This is a genomic window from Muricauda sp. MAR_2010_75 (assembly GCF_000745185.1).
Taxonomy (GTDB): Bacteria; Bacteroidota; Bacteroidia; order Flavobacteriales; family Flavobacteriaceae; genus Flagellimonas.
In genome coordinates this window covers 2,318,891-2,339,449 of sequence record NZ_JQNJ01000001.1, presented here as the reverse complement: position 1 = coordinate 2,339,449, position 20,559 = coordinate 2,318,891, and the positions used below count along the sequence as shown (strand labels likewise).

At 45.2% G+C, this 20,559-nt stretch carries 13 protein-coding genes; 5 read left to right on the top strand and 8 right to left on the bottom strand.

Features of this window, described 5'->3' with window-relative positions; genetic code table 11:
- The first annotated feature begins 191 nt into the window (after nt 1-191).
- Nucleotides 192-1,445, top strand: coding sequence for an NRAMP family divalent metal transporter (locus tag FG28_RS10365; protein WP_036382544.1), 1,254 nt, complete (start codon nt 192-194; stop codon nt 1,443-1,445).
- 7 nt (nt 1,446-1,452) lie between these two features.
- Here the strand turns inward: FG28_RS10365 and FG28_RS10360 are convergent, their stop codons facing one another.
- From FG28_RS10360 to FG28_RS10325, 7 genes are all read right to left on the bottom strand, one after another.
- A complete protein-coding gene (locus tag FG28_RS10360) occupies nt 1,453-3,396 on the bottom strand; it encodes an OmpA family protein (protein WP_036382542.1) in 1,944 nt (647 codons plus the stop codon).
- Between the two features lies 1 nt (nt 3,397).
- Nucleotides 3,398-4,393 (bottom strand): type IX secretion system membrane protein PorP/SprF, encoded by a 996-nt coding sequence (locus FG28_RS10355; protein WP_036382541.1) that lies wholly within the window; start codon nt 4,391-4,393, stop codon nt 3,398-3,400.
- Between the two features lies 1 nt (nt 4,394).
- A complete protein-coding gene (locus FG28_RS20135) occupies nt 4,395-9,983 on the bottom strand; it encodes a Calx-beta domain-containing protein (protein WP_197062586.1) in 5,589 nt (1,862 codons plus the stop codon).
- A gap of 183 nt (nt 9,984-10,166) precedes the next feature.
- The gene (fabD, locus tag FG28_RS10340; protein WP_036382540.1) at nt 10,167-11,051 is read right to left on the bottom strand and encodes an ACP S-malonyltransferase; all 885 of its coding nucleotides are present in this window, start codon (nt 11,049-11,051) and stop codon (nt 10,167-10,169) included.
- A gap of 81 nt (nt 11,052-11,132) precedes the next feature.
- Nucleotides 11,133-11,648, bottom strand: a complete 516-nt coding sequence (locus FG28_RS10335; protein ID WP_036382539.1) for a gamma carbonic anhydrase family protein — start codon at nt 11,646-11,648, stop codon at nt 11,133-11,135.
- Between the two features lie 8 nt (nt 11,649-11,656).
- A complete protein-coding gene (locus FG28_RS10330; protein ID WP_036382537.1) occupies nt 11,657-12,388 on the bottom strand; it encodes a LytTR family DNA-binding domain-containing protein in 732 nt (243 codons plus the stop codon).
- Nucleotides 12,388-14,604, bottom strand: coding sequence for a histidine kinase (locus FG28_RS10325; protein WP_036382534.1), 2,217 nt, complete (start codon nt 14,602-14,604; stop codon nt 12,388-12,390). The genes FG28_RS10330 and FG28_RS10325 overlap by 1 nt, the downstream gene beginning before the upstream one ends.
- 208 nt (nt 14,605-14,812) lie before the next feature.
- Here FG28_RS10325 and FG28_RS10320 point away from each other — a divergent pair, with 208 nt between their 5' ends.
- Nucleotides 14,813-15,982 carry a VWA domain-containing protein gene (locus FG28_RS10320; protein ID WP_036382532.1) on the top strand — a complete coding sequence of 390 codons (1,170 nt, stop codon included), beginning with the start codon at nt 14,813-14,815 and terminating at the stop codon, nt 15,980-15,982.
- 58 nt (nt 15,983-16,040) lie between these two features.
- Here the strand turns inward: FG28_RS10320 and FG28_RS10315 are convergent, their stop codons facing one another.
- Entirely contained in the window at nt 16,041-17,036 is a 996-nt protein-coding gene (locus FG28_RS10315) for a type IX secretion system membrane protein PorP/SprF (RefSeq protein WP_036382530.1), read from the bottom strand.
- 126 nt (nt 17,037-17,162) lie between these two features.
- Between FG28_RS10315 and FG28_RS10310 the strand changes: the two genes are divergently transcribed.
- From FG28_RS10310 to FG28_RS10300, 3 genes are all read left to right on the top strand, one after another.
- A complete protein-coding gene (locus FG28_RS10310) occupies nt 17,163-18,059 on the top strand; it encodes a NifU family protein (RefSeq protein ID WP_036386469.1) in 897 nt (298 codons plus the stop codon).
- 70 nt (nt 18,060-18,129) lie between these two features.
- Nucleotides 18,130-18,330 carry a dodecin family protein gene (locus FG28_RS10305; protein ID WP_036382528.1) on the top strand — a complete coding sequence of 67 codons (201 nt, stop codon included), beginning with the start codon at nt 18,130-18,132 and terminating at the stop codon, nt 18,328-18,330.
- A gap of 65 nt (nt 18,331-18,395) precedes the next feature.
- The gene (locus tag FG28_RS10300) at nt 18,396-20,510 is read left to right on the top strand and encodes a thioredoxin domain-containing protein (protein ID WP_051947595.1); all 2,115 of its coding nucleotides are present in this window, start codon (nt 18,396-18,398) and stop codon (nt 20,508-20,510) included.
- The last annotated feature ends 49 nt before the right edge of the window (nt 20,511-20,559 follow it).

Genomic DNA, 20,559 nt, shown 5'->3' with positions numbered 1-20,559 from the left:
AGTAAGCAAATTTAACATTCTTTATGGTTTATATCTCCCTCTCAACAACGTTTGCCTGCATAGGCAATATGCCCTTTATCAATCTTAAGCATTAGTTTATGAGAATTCTTTTATATCAGTTTACTGTGATGCAGCTTTTTACGGACTCCCATAAATGTACTATTTTTAGCGCCATGCACTATTGACCACTAATGACACAACTGAAAGCACTTCTAAAAGTCCTTGGTCCCGGTTTGCTCTTTGCCAGCATGGCCATTGGAACTTCCCACCTGGTGTTGTCCACTAAGGCCGGAGCACAATATGGATGGATCATGATTATTCCCATTGTACTGGCCAACCTTTTAAAATATCCATTTTTCGAGTTTGGGGTGCGATATACCACCGTTACCGAAAAAAGTTTGATACAAGGATATCTGAATTTGGGAAAAACCTATTTGTGGATCTATGCTTTCGTAACCTTAATCTCCACATTCACCATTTTAGCGGCTTTGTATGTGGTCACCGCCGGACTTTTTATGAACCTGTTCCAAATTTCGAGTATGGGTGCCGGTGGAATTGCCCTATGCCTTTTCATCTTTATCAGTTTACTCTTAATTATAGGGAAGTACCGATTTTTGGAAAACTCTTTAAAAGCGGTCATCACCATATTATTTGTGGCACTTTTGGTAACTACGGTACTGGTGATTCAAAAAGGACCCGTTCCCAATGCTGAATCGTACCAACGCCCCGAGATCTTCAATGAAGTCGGCATCCTATTTTTGATCGGGCTTATTGGTTGGATGCCCACTGCGGTGGAGGCTTCGGGCTGGGTAAGTATGTGGAGCATAGAAAATTTAAAGACCATGAAGGAAAAACCTTCTTTGAAATTGGCGCTGCAAGAATTTAATGTGGGGTATTTTTTAACAGCTATCTTGGCCGTTTTCTTTTTGATCATTGGTTGGCTGACCCTTTATGGCACAGGAACCGAACTCAGTGGCAGTGCTGTGGTATTTGCCGACCAATTGGTTACCCTGTTCACAGTACATATTGGGGATTGGGCTTACTTTTTCATCGCTATAGCAGCCTTTGCCACCATGTTCAGTACGTGTATGACCGCCCATGATGCCGTGTCACGGGTCAGTATTGATGTACTTGATAAATTGTACCCCAACAAAAGAGCTTTTAAGAGCAAGAATGCCTTTGCCATTACTGTGATCATCATGGCTGTAATCAACTGGTTGGTCATCACGGTTTTTAGTGCCAACATGGCCAATCTGGTCGCCTTGGCCACCTTTGTCTCTTTTGTATTGGCGCCTTTATTGGGATGGATGAACCTTAAGACGGTTATGGGCAAGGATATTCCCCTAGAACATAAGCCCAATTTTGGGCTGCGGATACTTACTTGGTGCGGAATGGTTTTCCTATCGCTGTTTGCCTTGTATTATTGTTGGATGATTTGGCGCTAGATTCAAATCAATCAAAAAGAATATTGTCATTAAGTACAACCACCAAAGATCGCTGATTTTGCTGATGGAGCATTTCAAGACAAAAAACACCATTGGTACAGTTGTTCAGAATCTTATCTTCTCCATACCCAACAGAATATAGGATGTTGGAAGAGGGAACCCCTTGTTCAATTAAATATTGTTTAATGGCATCGGAGCGACTCTGTGTCAACCTAAAGTTGGTGGAACTTCCCCCCCTACTATCGGTGTAGGTCTCTATCCGAAGCTGTGCCGATGGAAATCCTTTTATGAACTCCACCACCTTGTCCAGTTCAGCTTCAATCTCAGGTGTCAGTTGGGTACGGTTATTTCCAAAGAGGAATTTTTTCATTTTTACGACCATTTGGCCTTCTTTTTCTTCCACCAGATCATCGTAAAGGGATATGCCAATATCAAAATCCAAGGTTTCCTTTCCCTCCAAGTCACTTTGGGTAAAACGTTTGGTAAATTGGGAATACCGATCTTTACTGGATTCCAAGACCACTTCTTCCACCCAAGGGATTTCAATCCTATAATTGCCTTCCTCATCTGAATAGGTCACCGCCAAAAGTTCGCCGTTTACATCCCATAATTGAACAGCGACCTTATCCACAACTTCAGAGGTATTGTACGGTTTTACCACTTTTCCCCGGAAGGTGATTGTTTTCAGGCCGGGTTTTTCATCCAACTGAAATCCATAAATATCATCCTTGCCCTTGCCTCCCGGTCTATTTGAAGCAAAATAACCCAACAGACCTTCACCTTCATTACGCATGATCAAGCCAAAATCATCCTCCGTAGAATTAATGCCCTTGCCCAAATTGATGGGAATGCTGAAACTCTCGCCTTCCATGTTCGATTTGTACACATCCATCCCCCCATATCCATAGAACACATCCGAGGCAAAGTAAAAACTGCCTTCAAAGATGAAGGGTGCTATCTCGTTCCCCGGTGAATTGATTCGAGGGCCCAAATTAATGGGAGCCGACATCACCTGACCGCTATTGGTGTACACATAGTAGATATCGGTACCGCCATACCCGTTCTCAAAATTGGCCGAGAAATACAATTTTCCACTGGCCTCATCATAAAAGGGATAGTAAAAAGATGTGCTCAGGTCCTTTAATAATAATTGAAACGAATCTCCAATGACCTGCTTTCCTATCGCCAGGGCATTTTTTCCATTTGCGTCGAAAGCAAGTTCACCATCTTCCGTATTGGACAATACATAAAAAACACTCTCCAACCCTTCTGAATAATACGGAGTTGCCTTATGGTAGTTGGAGCTTGGCAGCTCTGCAAAGGTTTGAATATCCGAAATTTGCCCATCAGGCTGCAAACGGGCTCCATAAATATTAAAATAATCCTCGTTACCCGGTTCGTATCTATTCCCCTTCTGTCGTAACCGACCACTGGTGAACAAAAGTTGGTCTTTATAGAATGAAGGGGCAAAATCTGTCTGTGGACTATTTTCGGCCAAGTTAAAAATCTGATAATCCAAGCTGGATTCTTCAGCATTATTTCCCAACAGTTGCTGATTGAACTCCATATTTTCCATGAGCTCTTTTGGGAAACTAGAGGACATCGTGGTCAAAAAAGCGTTCTTTCGTTCCGTGTTGGATGTTTTTGAGATGCTTTGCAACATTTTGTTGAAATGGTGCCCACCCATCAAGGTGTCTTTTTTGTAGAGTTCCAAGTAGGCTTCCGATGCTTTCTCAAAATTATTGGTCTCAAAATACGAATCGGCCAAGTTCAAAAACTGCTGTTCGGACAAGGTTCCCTCGGTCATTTGCGCCTCATACGCCGTTATGGCCTGCGGGTATTTGTATTGAAAAAAGAAATCGTCTCCTTTGGACTTTTTCTGACCAAAGCAGAAAACCGTGCCCAAAAGGGCTGCCAAAAATGCTAGCTGAATTTTTTTTGCCTTGTTCATGTTAGAAAAATCTTGGGGAATCTATCTGCTTACCTTTATTGTTTGTTTTTTTGTTTTTATTCTTTGACTTGGATCCTCCAGAACCAAAGCCACCCCGACCAATATAAAATTTTAAAATGGCCTCATGCGAACCTCCGCTGTATTCTCCCAATAAATTGGTATTGTAATCGTATGAATAGCCAATAAACATGGCATTGGATATTTGAAAACCGGCCAGACCACTCACCGCATTGTCAAATCGGTAGGAAGCCCCAACGGTTAAAGCATCAATAAACTGGAAATTGGCCGATAGGTTCACATTTACCGGGGCTCCTTGCAGGTAATTTACCAAAAAAGCAGGTTTAAACTTGGTCTGGTCCGAAATCTGGAACACGTACCCTCCAATAATATTGAACTGCATATTGTCCTCCACAATGGTGGCCACTTCATCATTATAAAGGGCATTGGTTAAAAAATTGGGTACGGAAAGTCCCAAATACCAATCTTCTTCGTGGTACATAAAAAGCCCAGCCCCTACCGTTGGATAGAAGTTGGTGTATTCTCCACCTATAACCGATGGGTCTGAAGGGTTATTGATTGTACCTTTGGAATAATCAATATTCAACGAAGACCCCCCGGCATTGAGCCCGAATGACAGTTTGGTATCCTCCGATAGTTGTACTTGATAGGAATAGGCCACGTCAAAATAAGTTTGGGTGGAAGGCCCCAGTTGATCACTGACAATATTGATTCCCAATCCCATTTTTTCATTGCTGAAAGGAATGTTCGCCCCTGCTCTAATAGTGGTGGGTGCCCCCTCTATATCTACCCATTGTGCCCTGTATAGACCGATAATTTCAGGACTCTCCACGGTACCGGAATATGCCGCATTAAAACTCCCGATGTTGTACATGTACTGGGTATATTGAGGTTCTTTTTGGGCATGGGAAACACCTATGACCATTAGGACTACCGCTAGAACAATTCTGTATTTGGACAAATCTATTTTATCTGGCATTTTAGTTGTTCCTTACAATTTGAATCCAACCTTTCACTACTTCCGTACCATCGCCATTGAGGTCCAGAATATAGAAATAGGTTCCTTTGGGCAAATCGCCATTCTTTCCTGTTCCGTCCCATGAACTATCATAACCATCCATTTGGAAGACACTGTTTCCGTAGCGATCAAAAACCTCAAAAGTATTGCTTGAAAATTGTTCATGACCCACCAATATCAATCTGTCATTCTTGCCATCACCGTTAGGTGAAAATATATTGCAAATGGTTCCCGGGTCTTCACATTCACTTCGATTTACTTGAACAGAAACTGAGGCTGTATTGTTTGAGGCAACTCCATCTGCTGGAAAAGAAGATGTAATTGTTGCTGTGTTCTGAACTGATCCAGCCGTATTGACATTCACCGTGATTCTCAATGTTACTAATTCTGTTGTTGCTACCAATTCAGGAATGGACCATTCACCGGTAGTTTGATCATACGTTCCCAAGGAAGCATCGCTCGAAACAAATTCAAAGGCATCATCCAACATATCAGTTACCACAATGTCCAAGACCCTTGTCATGTCCACATTTTCCAAAGTGATGGTAAACGTAATCTGCTCGCCCAAAAGCGGTTCATCTTCATTTACCTGTTTTGTGATGGCCAAATCAATATCCATGGGGTTACAATCTGGTGTTAGGAATGGATCACAGGCATCCAAGGGATCAGTGGCATTTTCCGGAACCGCTGTTGTGCTGGGGTCGTCAACCACCAATACTTCCTCGCCATCGGTCAATCCATCGCCATCCGTATCGGGATTGTTAATGTTGGTTCCCAGAGTATTTTCTTCGGCATCGGTAAGCCCATCCCCATCAGTATCCACGTTACAAGCACTAACGGTTATGGTCACTTGTTCGGTATCATTGGTACAAGGCGCTACGGCTCCCGTTGTGGTATATTCAAATACATAGTCCCCTACAGGCAGACCATCAAAATCAACCGTATTATCGCCACCAATGGTCAATGTACCTCCTGAAGGGTCGGTAATAATGGCCCAAGTCCCGGCATCCGCACCGGTCAAGGTACCGTCCAAATCTATACTATTGGGGCCTCCATTGCCCACCATATTACAGGCTTCAGTATCAGTAGCAGTTCCTGCGGAAGGCGTATCGTTTATGGTAGCAACCACTTCCACCCGTTCCGATGCACAACCGCTGGCCGAAGCCTCCACATAATAGGAGGTTGTGGTTGCGATGGAAGGTGTGATAAACGTATTTCCAGTTGCCAATGCGGTTCCTCCTGTGGGGGCGGCATACCAATTTAAAACCCCATTGCTAGCCGTCGCCGACAAGGTCAATGAGCCTTCCCCGCAACGTTCGTCCCCTTCCGTATTGGTAATGGTGGGTGTTGGGAAAAGTTCCAAGGTAACCGTTAGTACCGGACTGGCACAACCATTTACCTCGTCATAAAAGAAACCAAAATAGGACGCAGGATTATTGACCATACTGCTACGATGCCCATCAGTTTGTAAAGGGTCTGGGTCGGTACTCCAAGTCAAAACACTTCCGGCAGGTGCTGTATTGGTCACATAATCGTTTAAATCTGCCATAACCTCGTCACAGAAAACCGTAGGTTGACTGGTATCCAAGGCCGGAGCTGAATCTCCTGCATCGCAAGGTAGGGAGCAATCTTCCACCGTAACCGTTAAATCCACACTCTGGTCAGTACACGGTGCTGTGGCCCCTGTGGTGGTATAGGTAAAAACGTAAGCACCTTCGGGTTGCCCATCAAAATCGACGCTATTATCACCATTAATGATAACGGACGCACCTCCTGGTGATGATGTCAGCGCCCAAGTTCCAGGATCGGCTCCTGTTAATGTATTATCCAAAAGCAATATGCTAACGCCATCACCCGAGTTGCTACATCTTGAAACATTGGTAGCCGTTCCGGGATCTGGAGTTGTATTTAGCGTTAATGTGATTTCCAAGGTTGGACTTGCACAATTGTTGACTGAATCATAAAAGAATCCATAGTACGTTCCCGGCGCAGTGGCGGTACTTCCGCCCAAGAAATCTCCTGTTACAGAAGTATCACTATTGGTACTCCAGCGCAACATGGCCCCAGAAGGTGCCACACTTGAGGTATAGGCATTTAAATCTTGGCTGACCACATCACAAAAAGCGGTGGGTGTACTATTACCCACAGGTGCAGTACTGCCTGCAAAGCAGGTTTCTTTTGCTACGGTATCCGTTACATCGGGACCATCACCATTGACATTCTCCAAATACACCGTAAGTGTAATGGTGCCATTGGACAATCCGCTTATATCTATATTGTCAATTTGGTCTGTGGGCGTCTGTACCGTTCCATTCCCTGTAACCGGGCTACCACCTCCACTACTGGTAAAGGAATAGTAGTAAAAAGCATCTACTTCTGCATTGCTAAAGGTAAAGCTTACATCTTCCTCATTGGTTTGGTCTATGGGATCTTGATCAATGTTTACTGAATATCCCGAAGGAAGTGTAGTAAGTTTTATAGCGGTATCCGTGGTTTCAGGGCCTTCGGTTCCTAAAATATTTGATACGGTGACTGTAAGTGTAATCAAACCATCGGGCAAGCTGCTTAAATCAATATTATTTACTGTTCGATTTGAAGTCAACACTGCCCCACTCCCGGTTACTTCGGCTACATTTCCATCGCCATCACTGGTAAACGTGTAATCGAAGGAAGTTAAAAAGGTGGGGGCTCCTGAGAATGAGAAACTCACATTATCTTGATTATCAGAATCAATAGGGTCATCATTAATGGTTACGGTATACCCAGATGGTTGCTCGTCATCTTCACTGGAAATGGTCACCGTGGCATTATCGGGTGTACCCACTGAATAGCCTGTACCTGAATCAAGGGTTACAATCACTGTCTCATCTAGTTCTGTAAGCCCATCGTCAATGGGAGTCACCAAAATTGTTTCCGACTGCTGCCCGTCAGGTATGCTGACACTTCCTGAAAGTGTATTGTAATCACTACCTGGGGTCGCATCTCCTGTAACTGTGTATCCTACTGTAATTGATGAGCCTGTGCTATTGACGGCGCCTAAGTTGACCGTAAACTGACCTGTATTGACCGGGCTCTCCGCCGCAGCCGCATCATTGGCTGTAATGGTAGCAACCGCACCGTCGTCGTTGGTGATCGTGCCCAGTCCAGTGCCATCGTTTATGTTTCCGTAGTTGCTCAGCACCACCGTGAAGTCCTCGTCGCCCTCAACGTCGGTGTCCCCGTTAACAACCACTGTGACCGTAGTGCTCGAAGTGCCAGCGGTGATCGTCCCGCTGCCGCCGGATATGGCCACGTAGTCCGTGCCCGCCGTGGCCGTGCCATCGGAGGTGTCAACGTCGAAGTCTATCTGTGAGGCTGCGTTACCGCCGCCGTCAACGCTCACCGTGAAGATGAAGTTGCTCGTGCCAGCGTTCCCCTCGACCTGGGTCACGTCGCTGATGCTGATCGCATCCGTATCGTCGTTGGTGATCGTGCCCAGTCCAGTGCCATCGTTTATGTTTCCGTAGTTGCTCAGCACCACCGTGAAGTCCTCGTCGCCCTCAACGTCGGTGTCCCCGTTAACAACCACTGTGACCGTAGTGCTCGAAGTGCCAGCGGTGATCGTCCCGCTGCCGCCGGATATGGCCACGTAGTCCGTGCCCGCCGTGGCCGTGCCATCGGAGGTGTCAACGTCGAAGTCTATCTGTGAGGCTGCGTTACCGCCGCCGTCAACGCTCACCGTGAAGATGAAGTTGCTCGTGCCAGCATTCCCCTCGACCTGGGTCACGTCGCTGATGCTGATCGCATCCGTATCGTCGTTGGTGATCGTGCCCAGTCCAGTGCCATCGTTTATGTTTCCGTAGTTGCTCAGCACCACCGTGAAGTCCTCGTCGCCCTCAACGTCGGTGTCCCCGTTAACAACCACTGTGACCGTAGTGCTCGAAGTGCCAGCGGTGATCGTCCCGCTGCCGCCGGATATGGCCACGTAGTCCGTGCCCGCCGTGGCCGTGCCATCGGAGGTGTCAACGTCGAAGTCTATCTGTGAGGCTGCGTTACCGCCGCCGTCAACGCTCACCGTGAAGATGAAGTTGCTCGTGCCAGCGTTCCCCTCGACCTGGGTCACGTCGCTGATGCTGATCGCATCCGTATCGTCGTTGGTGATCGTGCCCAGTCCAGTGCCATCGTTTATGTTTCCGTAGTTGCTCAGCACCACCGTGAAGTCCTCGTCGCCCTCAACGTCGGTGTCCCCGTTAACAACCACTGTGACCGTAGTGCTCGAAGTGCCAGCGGTGATCGTCCCGCTGCCGCCGGATATGGCCACGTAGTCCGTGCCCGCCGTGGCCGTGCCATTTGAGGTGTCAACATCGAAGTCTATCTGCGAGGCGGCGTTGCCCCCACCGTCAACACTGACGGTGAAGACAAAGTTGCTCGTGCCAGCGTTCCCCTCAACTTGGGTCACGTCGCTGATGCTGATCGCATCCGTATCGTCGTTGGTGATCGTGCCCAGCCCAGTGTCGTCGGTTATCGTCGCGTTGGTCGGGTTGCTCAGAACGACCGTGAAGTCCTCGTCGCCCTCAACATCGGTGTCACCGTTCACCACAACCGTGACCGTAGTGCTCGCAGTGCCAGCGGTGATCGTGCCGCTACCACCGGATATGGCCACGTAGTCCGTGCCCGCGATGGCAGTGCCATTTGAGGTGTCAACATCGAAGTCTATCTGCGAGGCGGCGTTGCCCCCACCGTCAACACTGACGGTGAAGACAAAGTTGCTCGTGCCAGCGTTCCCCTCGACCTGGGTCACGTCGCTGATGCTGATCGCATCCGTATCGTCGTTGGTGATCGTGCCCAGTCCAGTGCCATCGTTTATGTTTCCGTAGTTGCTCAGCACCACCGTGAAGTCCTCGTCGCCCTCAACGTCGGTGTCCCCGTTAACAACCACTGTGACCGTAGTGCTCGAAGTGCCAGCGGTGATCGTCCCGCTGCCGCCGGATATGGCCACGTAGTCCGTGCCCGCCGTGGCCGTGCCATTTGAGGTGTCAACATCGAAGTCTATCTGCGAGGCGGCGTTGCCCCCACCGTCAACACTGACGGTGAAGACAAAGTTGCTCGTGCCAGCGTTCCCCTCAACTTGGGTCACGTCGCTGATGCTGATCGCATCCGTATCGTCGTTGGTGATCGTGCCCAGCCCAGTGTCGTCGGTTATCGTCGCGTTGGTCGGGTTGCTCAGAACGACCGTGAAGTCCTCGTCGCCCTCAACATCGGTGTCACCGTTCACCACAACCGTGACCGTAGTGCTCGCAGTGCCAGCGGTGATCGTGCCGCTACCACCGGATATGGCCACGTAGTCCGTGCCCGCGATGGCAGTGCCATTTGAGGTGTCAACATCGAAGTCTATCTGCGAGGCGGCGTTGCCCCCACCGTCAACACTGACGGTGAAGACAAAGTTGCTCGTGCCAGCGTTCCCCTCAACTTGGGTCACGTCGTTGATGCTGATAGGATCTTGCCCAAAACTAGTTGCAACACCAAATAGCACAAAAGCTACAAAAAGGAGCATTCCTTTTCCAAAGCCCATAATAGATTGTGTTGAGGTTTTTTGATGGGAGGTTACCATTACCTGATCAATGCGTTTCAGTTTCGTTCGTAAATGCCACTTTAGGTTGGTTGATTGGGAATCTCAATATTACAAAAAACGCATTTAACCCCCATACCCAATCGGTTCAAATCTGTGTTTAATCGGATAAACGGCTACACGTATCTAGGAAACTTCTGCAGAACTGGTTTCAGAATTTGGATTGATTTTTTTTACCAAGCCTTGCAACACTTTGCCCGGGCCTACTTCCACAAAGGATTTGGCACCGTCTTTTACCATCTGTTGCACACTTTGCGTCCATTTAACGGGAGCTGTTAATTGCAGAATCAGATTCTTTTTGATTTCATCCGCATTGGAAACGGCAGTGGTGGTCACATTTTGATAAATGGGACAGCTGGGCTCACTAAATTGGGTAGCCTCAATGGCCGCGGCCAGTTCTTCACGGGCGGGTTCCATTAAAGGGGAATGAAAAGCCCCTCCCACAGGGAGCAACAAGGCTCTTCTTGCCCCGGCTTCCTTTAATTTTTCACAGGCGATGTTCACGGCATCCACTTCCCCCGAAATCACCAATTGACCGGGACAGTTGTAATTGGCCGGAACCACAATGCCTTCCACCTCTTCACAGATTTTCTCCACAACGGCATCGTCCAATCCCAAAACAGCTGCCATGGTGCTGGGTTTTATTTCGCATGCTTTTTGCATGGCCAGAGCACGTTGGGAAACCAATTTTAGGCCATCTTCAAAGTTTAGGGTACCGTTGGCCACCAAGGCGGAAAATTCCCCCAAGGAATGTCCTGCGACCATATCGGACTTAAAACTGTCGCCCAAAACCTTGCTTAGAACCACAGAATGCAGAAAAATGGCAGGCTGGGTCACTTTGGTCTGTTTTAAATCTTCGGGAGTGCCCTCAAACATGGTATCCGTAATGGAAAATCCTAAAATTTCGTTGGCCTGCTCGAAGAGTTCTTGCGCTTGGGAGTGATTTTCATAGAGATCTAATCCCATACCCACAAATTGTGCACCTTGTCCTGGAAAAATATATGCGTTCATAGTAGTCGAGTTTTTTGAGTGGCGTAAAAATAGGGATATTTTAGACTTTTAGTTGTTTGGACTACTTGGATTATTGGATTCTTAGTCTTCTTTGAACCAACTGGAATAGGTCACATAATTATTGGCAATACGATCTATCTCCCCCGAGCTCAATTCTGGACTGATATCCTTGATTTTTTTGGCGGGCATGCCCGCATAAATGCTGCCCGTCTCCACATGGGTGCCTTTGGTCACCACCGCTCCGGCCGCGATGATGGAATTGCTCTCCACCACACAATCGTCCATAATAATACTGCCCATGCCCACCAGAACATTGTCCTTGAGGGTACAGCCGTGCACAATGGCGTTGTGGCCTATGGAAACGTTATTGCCAATGTTGGTGGGTGATTTTTGATAGGTACAATGGATTACGGCACCATCCTGCACATTGACCTTGTTTCCCATTTTTATGTAATGTACATCGCCACGGATCACGGCATTGAACCATACACTGCATTGGTCGCCCATGGTTACTTCGCCCACAATGGTAGCGTTTTCAGCTATAAAACAGTCTTTTCCTATTTCTGGGGATTTCCCCCTGACGGGTTTGAGTATCATTTGATTTTTTATTGAAAATACGATAAAAGTTCAGCCTTTTTGGAAGCAGAAACAGACAGCTCCTTGCCATTGGAAAGGATTACACTGCCCCCTTTCCCTTTTTTGTACTTGACCACTTCGGCCACATTTACCAAATAGGATTTATGGATTCTGGCAAAAGCATACTGCTGGAGGGCCTCTTCAAAATACTTAAGGGTCTTGCTCACCACAATCTTCTTGTGCTCCAGATAGATTTCGGTATAATTATCGTCGGCTTTACAGAAAAAGATATCGCCCACTTCCAAAACCTGAAATCCATCTTGTTGTGGTAAGGTAATCTTTCCCTCCGCCTTCATCGAAGTAATTTTCAGCACCTGCCCTTCCAAGGCATTCTCTTTTTCCTTAATTACCCTTACATATTCCACCGCCTTCACCAATTCATCAATGTTAATGGGTTTCATTAAATAATAGGCGGCATGATGATTAAGGGCATCCATGGCATATTGGTTGTAGGCTGTGACAAAAATGGCCTCAAAGCTGCGGTCCGGAATCTTGTCCAACAGGTCGAATGCATTGCCAAAGGGCATTTCCACATCCAAAAAAACCACATCGGGTTGGTGCTTTTGAATCAGGGTAATTCCTTCTTCAATATGGGCCGCTTCACCCAACAACTTTATGTTTTCACAGTATTTGGCGAGATAATTCCGAAGGATCTCGCGGCTATTCGCCTCATCCTCAACTATGATTGCCTGTAGCTCCATTAGTCTCTTTTTAGCTTTAAGGTCACTTTGGTCCCGGTTTGGTCCTCATTTAGGTTTGAAATGGACACCTCCACCTTGTTTTTATACATGTCATTAAGGATTTGAATACGTTTTTTGATGTTTCCCATTCCTTTTGATTTTTGTTTCTTCTGATTCTGGGTCTTCAGTTCGGCTGACCTTTTCCTGCCAATGCCGTTATCGGCAATGGTAATTTCCAATAAATTTGGTGTAAGCTGCTGCAAGGCTATTTTCAGGAATCCTTTTTCTTCCTTGTACCGCAATCCGTGCCAAATGGCATTTTCTATGTAGGGTTGCAGCAACATGGGTGGAATTTGAAACGCATCCACATCCACCTGTTTATCCACCTCAATGTGGTAATCAAACTTATCCGAAAAACGAGAATGCTCCAATTTCACATACAGTTCCAGCAATTCCAATTCTTTGGAGAGCGGTATAAAATCTTCTTCTGAATTCTCCAACACACTGCGCATCAAAACCGAGAATTCGCTCAAAAATCGATTGGCGCTGCGCTCATCGTTCTTGGCAATATAGTTGTTCACCGAATTGAGCGCATTAAAGATAAAATGTGGGTTCATTTGGGTACGCAATGACTTCAATGCCAGAAGATTATTGGCCAGCTTCTGCTGCTTGCTGGTCCGATAGTATAGAAAAGCAGTCAGCGCGGTGAGGAGGATTCCAAAAATCAAGGAATAAATGATCCATTTTTGTCGCTTGCTGGTCTCCTCGAACAGTTGCTGTTCCGTAACCGCCAAACTGTACTTGCTTTGGGAAAGTTCGCGTTCTTGCTCCAAACTGGAAATCCGGTTTTGGGTGTTGGCAATCTCTCGATTGAATCGAGCGGCCTGCGAAATTTCCTGTTCTTTTCGGATATAGAGACTGTCTACCACAGCCACATAATCTTGATAGGATTCCAATGCCTTGGAGAAATCCCCTTTGTAGCGGTAGACTTCGGAGAGTTTTCGGGTGGCATCCTTTTGCACCACCAAATCGTCCTCTTGATCAGCTTCCACGATACTTTTTTCCAAATAGGGTATGGCTTCGTCCAATTTGTCCTGTGCGATATAGGCACTGGCGATCTTATAGTTGATACGCTGGGACGTAATGGTATCTGCCCCTGAAAATCCACGACTCTCTGTACTTACTTTGGACTGTGGCAGTTGCTGGAGTTCGTTCAAACTTTTTTTGCGCAATTGAATCTCATCCTCATACCGGTTCTTTTGATTGTAGAAATCCGCTACACGTTCACTTTCCTGAATTAATCGCTCCGGCGCGACCTGTCTTGAGAGGTTAAGGCTATTTTGATAAAAACCCTCTGCCTCGACCACCCTATTTTCACTGGCATAGGTTTCGGCTATTTTTGAATTTAAGTCGATGACTTTGGGCGATATTTGGTTCTTCTCGGCCACTTGAAGCCCTTCCCGATAAAAATCTTGGGCTTTTTTTGGATTGGATAGGCCTTTATGGGCATCACCCAATGCTTCATAAAGTTCAACACGCTGGTAGGGCACCATATTTTTTATGTCCAATAAAGGGGATAATGTGGACTCTGCATCTTCAAAATCCCCATTCAATATGTAGGCTTTTCCCAATAAGAGCCTTGTTTTGTTGGAAGGTCTGGCCGCAAGGGCATCCTTAAAATTGGCAATGGCCAGATCGTATTGTTTGTGGTACATATAGACTTCTCCCAAAGTGCTCAATGATTCGGACAGTTCGACTTTGTTGCCCAATGCGCCCAAAGGCTCCATGGACCGGGCAATAAAATCGATACTTTTTTCCAGGTTCGTTTTTTTGTAGCTATTGGCAGAGTCCAAAAATCGCCGATGGTCACTAATATCTGCTCTAGTACCAGAAACTGACCTTTTCTCTTTTCTTGCTGTTCTTGAAACGGCATATCCCTCTACCAAAACATCTACATCTTCATTGGACCGGATGCGATGCCGTACGGTTTCAAACTCAGGACTCTCAAAAATGAGCATGTCCCCAATGGCAGCTTTGATGGTAAACTCGCCCAATGCATCGGTTCTAGTATATCTGCCATGATCTGTGGAGACCTGCACCCCCGAAATTGGGGAGAAATTTTCCTTTCCCTTCACGGAGCCTTCAATTTCAATTTCATTCCGGGCATTGCCCACTTGGGCATGACCCATTGTTGAGATCACCAACAGAAGAAATAGTATGTGTGCTTTTTTGATCATTTACAAAGTAATACCAAGTAAACTTAGTTCATCCCAAGCGTATTAAAAAATGGTGTTGGCGCAAAAAATGGGCGAAAAATCCTCTTTTTTATGCTTTTACACATCCATTTGCGTCGCACACTCATTAAAGGTGACCGTTCCCTCATTTTGGATTTTTATTGAAAAATGTTGCTCCTACTTTTAGGGCATCATTGTAAAAAAAAGAATCATGAAATATTTGAAACATCTATTCGGAACAGTACTTTTTATAACGGTGGTAGGAACATCCTACGGCTGTAATCTTAAGATCAAAGAACCTGCGAACACCACCTTGATCGCAAAATCCATTGTTGAAAAACCAGCCAAGCAATATGTAAAGATCGCCCTGTTGCTGGACACCAGCAATAGCATGGACGGTCTTATCAATCAGGCCAAGGCCCAACTTTGGGACATTGTAAATGAATTTACCCATGCCAAATGCGGAAACGATAGCAGACCTTCACTTCAGATTGCCCTTTATGAATATGGAAACGACAACTTATCTTCCAGAGAAGGTTACATAAGACAGGTCCTAGGGTTCAGCAATGATTTGGATGAGATTTCCGAAAAATTGTTCTCCTTGACCACGAACGGTGGTGAAGAATATTGTGGTGAGGTAATCCAAACCTCTTTGAAGCAGTTGGATTGGGGCAAAAATGCCGATGACCTTAAGATGATTTTCATTGCTGGAAACGAGCCTTTCACCCAAGGTAAGCTGAACTATAAGGATGCGGCCTATAATGCCAAGGAAAAGGATGTCATTGTCAACACCATCTTCTGCGGCAATTACGAGCAAGGTATTTCCACAAAGTGGAAAAATGGCGCCACATTGACCGGAGGGGATTATATGGCCATTGACCATAACCGGCAAGTGGTGCATATTGCTACCCCATACGATGATGTCATCATCCGTTTGAACTCAAAATTGAACAACACCTATATTTCTTATGGAAGCTTGGGCAGACAAAAAAAGGCAATGCAAAGTGCACAGGACGGCAATGCTGCCGAAATGGAGGCCGCAGTAGCTGTAAAACGCTCGGTGAGCAAAAGTTCACGATTATACAAGAATTCGCAATGGGATTTGGTGGATGCGGTTGAGGAAGACGAGGAAATTATTTTGGAATTGAAAGAAGAAGAACTTCCTCCAGCGCTTAAAGGGAAATCTGAAAGCGAAATCAAGAACTATGTGAATGAGAAAAAAGCAGAGCGCGAAAAAATTCAAAAAGAAATCCAGGAACTGAATGCCAAACGTGAGGCCTATATTGCCGAACATCAAAAAGAAGAAACAGGGGAGTTGGAAAATGCCTTGCTGAGCGCGATTAAAACTCAGGCTTCCAAAAAGAACTATACTTGGGATTAGGCTTAAGTCATAGTGCTGAACAGTGAAAAATGGTCTATCCTAAACCGATAGGCCATTTTTAGTTATTGGCCGCCGGACAGTAACAGTCGTATCGTTTACCTTGATCACTTTGCCCAAAGTCATATCCCAAAGTAATCTGATGGAAACCACCATTATCAAAACGAATATCACCAGATTGGTAAGAATAATTATAAGAGAATAAAAACCGGTTCACATTTACACCGATAATTGGAGTGAACAACTGCAATCGCTGTTCCCCAAAACCACCGTTGGTCTGAAATTGGGCACCATCAAAACTTCTTCGGTACGACAATCCGGCCCAAATGGTCCCAAAACTTACATCTTTATACACTTTGGCATTCAAGTCGATGGTCTTTTCTTTGGTAAAATCGGTCATCTGGAACAAGATGGAAGGTTCAATTCGGGTGCTCCTTCCAAAAACATACCCTACGGACAATAAATACCTCCTTAAATTGTCAAATTCCGCAGCGGTATACAAATCTCGACCACTACCCAAAATATTCAAGATTGCGGCATGGGCATAAAATTCGAAAAGATTGTAGGATGCCCCTAGGTCAACATTAAAATAACTTGTGGTATTCTTTACCCCCGTAATCACCGGGTCGGGAATAACCGATCTAAACTCAGTTTCGTCCAAACTGCTCAATATCACCCCAGCACTCAAACCAAAGGACAATTGGTTCAGTGTCCTAAAATCCCCGGCCAATTGTAAGTGATGCGCATAAGTGGCCTTAAAACCGGTTTGGGAGTGATAGCCATTGGCATCATTGAAGATAATCCCGCCAACACCACTTCGTGAACCCACTCTGGAATTTATGTTGAACGTTTGCAAACTGGGCGCTTCATCCACATTAAACCATTGCTTTCTGGCCGTAAGGCGTATTTTGGTTCCCTCGGCAATACCCGCCATGGATGGATATACCAAATAATAGTTGTCCGCGAGATAATCAAAATAAACCGGGATACCTTCTTGTGCCTTGGCTGCTAGCCCAAAAAACAGGCTGATGATGATTGGGGTTAGGTAGCGTCTCATGTGACGATTTTGGGCTAAAATGAGGTTTAAATATAATTAAACATTAAAATAACGGTGGATACTGTACATTATTATATTTTTTGCAACACAACCTAACTATTGGTACTTTTGCAGGAAAGATTTGCCATGAAAGAATACAACATCACCATAGTTGCCACAAACAACCCAAAGATCATTAAATTGGAAGCCAACCATTTCTTGGTCAAGGGCAATTACGAATACAAAAACATAGATGAAGCCAAGGATTCTCCCTTGGCACAACAACTCTTCTATCTTCCATTTATTAAAACGGTCTACATTTCCGGAAACTTCATTGCTCTGGAGCGCTATGACATTGTAGAGTGGGATGATGTTAAGGATGAAGTGGCCCAACAATTGGTGGAATACCTTAATGCTGGGGAACCAGTGGTACATGAAGAATTGACCCAGAAAAAAGAGCCCGTCACCGTTTATGCGGAGGTAACGCCCAATCCAGCAGCGATGAAGTTTGTTAGCAACAAACGCCTTGTACCCACAACGTTCGAGTTTAAAAATATTGATGAGGCCAAAGATTCCCCTTTAGCGCGGGAACTTTTTCAATTTCCTTTTGTGAAAGAGGTCTTTTTTGATGAGAATTATGTTTCCGTCATAAAATACGAAGTTGCCGATTGGGAAGAAATCACCATGCAACTCCGCGAGTTTATCCGGGACTTTTTAGGGGATGGCAAGGAAGTAATTTCTGCTGAGGCCATTCAAAAAACAAAGGAAAATGCCGATCAAAATGCTGCCCGGACCCAGTATGATGACACTTCACAACAGATTATCGACATATTGGAAGAATACGTAAAGCCAGCGGTTGCCAGCGATGGTGGAAACATCATGTTCCAATCGTATGAAGAAGAGAGCCGAACGGTAAGTGTCATCCTTCAAGGTGCGTGCAGTGGTTGTCCTTCTTCCACCTTTACCCTTAAAAATGGTATCGAGACCATGTTGAAGAATATGATGGGGGACAAAATCCGGGAAGTTGTGGCGCTCAACGGCTGATTTTTAAGGTATTCTTACCACAATTGTGGTCAATTTTTGTTAAATTGAATAAATTTAAAAATCACTACCCATGGCAGTTTTAAAAGTAATTGAAGTATTAGCAAATTCCGATAAAAGTTGGGAAGATGCAACCAAAAATGCATTGGACCAGGCTACTAAATCGGTGAAGAATATTCGTTCCGTCTATATCAACGAGCAAAGTGCCACGGTTAAGGACGGAAAAATCGATAATTATAGAGTCAACGTTAAAATTACCTTTGAGGTGCAATAACCCTAAGGGCAATTTACCAAATAGCGCCCGAAATGGGCGCTTTTTTTATGTTCAAAAAGAATCCTATGCTAAAAAGAATCGCCATTGTATTGGTTTTACCCTTTTTCTTCTTTGGTTGTAAGCAAAAATCCGACAAAGTGACCCACAAACATACCAACGCCCTAATCAACGAGACCAGTCCGTACCTATTGCAACATGCCCACAATCCCGTGAATTGGGAAGCGTGGCACCCAGAAGTTTTGGAACGTGCCCAAAAAGAAGATAAACCCTTGCTCATCAGCATTGGTTACGCCGCCTGTCATTGGTGCCATGTCATGGAAAAGGAATGCTTTGAGGATGAAGAAGTGGCCCAACTAATGAACGAGAACTTCATCAACATTAAAATAGATCGTGAGGAGCGACCCGATGTGGACCAAATCTATATGGATGCCATCCAAATGATGTCCGGCAACGGTGGATGGCCCCTCAACATTGTGGCACTGCCCGATGGAAGACCATTCTGGGGCGCCACCTACGTTCCCAAAGATAATTGGATAAAATCCCTCCAACAACTTACAGAACTCTACAAAAACGACAAATCCAGGGTCACACAATATGCCGCTGACCTTGCCAATGGTATCCACGCCATCAATCTAGTTGAAAATGCTTCGGAATCTGATTTGTACAGTCTGGACCAATTGGATGCCGCAGTGAGTAACTGGTCGCAATATTTCGATTCTTTTTTGGGCGGATACAAACGTGCCCCAAAATTTATGATGCCCAACAATTGGGATTTTCTGCTGCACTATGCCACTGCAAACAACAAACCTGAGCTCTTGGAGCAGGTAAACACCACACTTCGAAGAATGGCCTACGGAGGTGTCTATGACCATGTGGGCGGGGGATTTTCCAGATATGCGGTGGACACGACATGGCATGTACCCCATTTTGAGAAAATGCTCTATGACAATGGGCAATTGGCCAGTCTGTACGCCAAAGCCTATGCTGTCACCAAAAATGAAATGTACAAAGAGGTGGTGGATGAGACCGTTGGTTTTGTACAAGAAGAACTTTGGGATGAAAACGGAGGTTTTTATTCGTCTTTGGATGCGGATAGCCTGAACGAAGAAGGCGAATTGGAAGAAGGCGCCTATTATGTCTGGACAAAGGAAGAATTAAAGCAGCTCTTAGCAGAGGATTATAGCATTTTTGAAGCGTATTTCAACATTAATTCCTATGGCTTGTGGGAAGAAGGGAATTATGTGCTCATCAAGGACAAACCGGATGAGGAAATTGCAGAAAAATTCAATATTTCGGTTGCAGAGCTGAAAACCAAAATGGACAATGCCTTGAATATCTTGAAAACTGAAAGGGAAAAACGTTCCAAACCCAGGTTGGATGATAAAATATTGACCTCCTGGAATGGATTGATGTTAAAGGGCTTGGTGGACGCTTATCGTTATTTGGGCAACGATACCTATCTGGAAATGGCCCTTAAAAATGCCAAATTCATTGAATCGGAAATGATCAAGGATGATTATTCGCTCTTTAGGAACCATAAAGAGGGGAAAAGTAGCATAAATGCCTTTTTAGAGGATTATGCTTCCGTAATTGAGGCGTATTTGGCCCTTTATGAGGTAACTTTTGATGAGAAATGGCTCAATCACTCCAAAAAATTGTTGGATTACACCAAGGTCCATTTTAAAGACAAGGAATCCGGCATGTTCTTCTTTACTTCGGATGAAGACCATTCGCTGATACGCAGAAGTATTGAAACCAGTGACAATGTTATTTCGGCCTCCAATTCCATCATGGCCAAAAACCTTCTCAAATTTCATAAACTGTATCCAAAAGAAGGTTATGGGGATATTGCCAAGCAAATGGTTCTAAATGTGCAAAAAGATTTTGACACCAGTGCACAAGGTTTTGCCAATTGGTTGCACGTGGTTTTGTATGAAAACCAAAACTTCTTTGAAATAGCCCTTGTCGGTGAGGATCATAAAGCCTTGGGCAAGAAAGTAGCCAGCAATTATCTGCCAAACAGCATTTTGGTGGGGTCCGAACAAGAAGGAAATCTTGAACTTTTGGAAAATAGACATGTTGATGGTGAAACTTTGGCCTATGTATGTATTGAAGGAACCTGCAAATTGCCCGTGACCACTTCAGAGGAGATTTTAGAGCAAATCAAATCCTTCAAATAAAGGTTAACATTTGTTTAAAAAGGGCATTCTTGAATATTATAAATTTTTC

Coding starts and splice junctions, on each gene's coding strand:
- FG28_RS10335 (WP_036382539.1), bottom strand. CDS start 11,648: ATGATACTCAAACCCGTCAGGGGGAAATCCCCAGAAATAGGAAAAGAC.
- FG28_RS10325 (WP_036382534.1), bottom strand. CDS start 14,604: ATGATCAAAAAAGCACACATACTATTTCTTCTGTTGGTGATCTCAACA.
- FG28_RS10300 (WP_051947595.1), top strand. CDS start 18,396: ATGCTAAAAAGAATCGCCATTGTATTGGTTTTACCCTTTTTCTTCTTT.
- FG28_RS10310 (WP_036386469.1), top strand. CDS start 17,163: ATGAAAGAATACAACATCACCATAGTTGCCACAAACAACCCAAAGATC.
- FG28_RS10360 (WP_036382542.1), bottom strand. CDS start 3,396: ATGAACAAGGCAAAAAAAATTCAGCTAGCATTTTTGGCAGCCCTTTTG.
- FG28_RS10315 (WP_036382530.1), bottom strand. CDS start 17,036: ATGAGACGCTACCTAACCCCAATCATCATCAGCCTGTTTTTTGGGCTA.
- FG28_RS20135 (WP_197062586.1), bottom strand. CDS start 9,983: ATGGGCTTTGGAAAAGGAATGCTCCTTTTTGTAGCTTTTGTGCTATTT.
- FG28_RS10365 (WP_036382544.1), top strand. CDS start 192: ATGACACAACTGAAAGCACTTCTAAAAGTCCTTGGTCCCGGTTTGCTC.
- FG28_RS10320 (WP_036382532.1), top strand. CDS start 14,813: ATGAAATATTTGAAACATCTATTCGGAACAGTACTTTTTATAACGGTG.
- FG28_RS10330 (WP_036382537.1), bottom strand. CDS start 12,388: ATGGAGCTACAGGCAATCATAGTTGAGGATGAGGCGAATAGCCGCGAG.
- fabD (WP_036382540.1), bottom strand. CDS start 11,051: ATGAACGCATATATTTTTCCAGGACAAGGTGCACAATTTGTGGGTATG.
- FG28_RS10305 (WP_036382528.1), top strand. CDS start 18,130: ATGGCAGTTTTAAAAGTAATTGAAGTATTAGCAAATTCCGATAAAAGT.
- FG28_RS10355 (WP_036382541.1), bottom strand. CDS start 4,393: ATGCCAGATAAAATAGATTTGTCCAAATACAGAATTGTTCTAGCGGTA.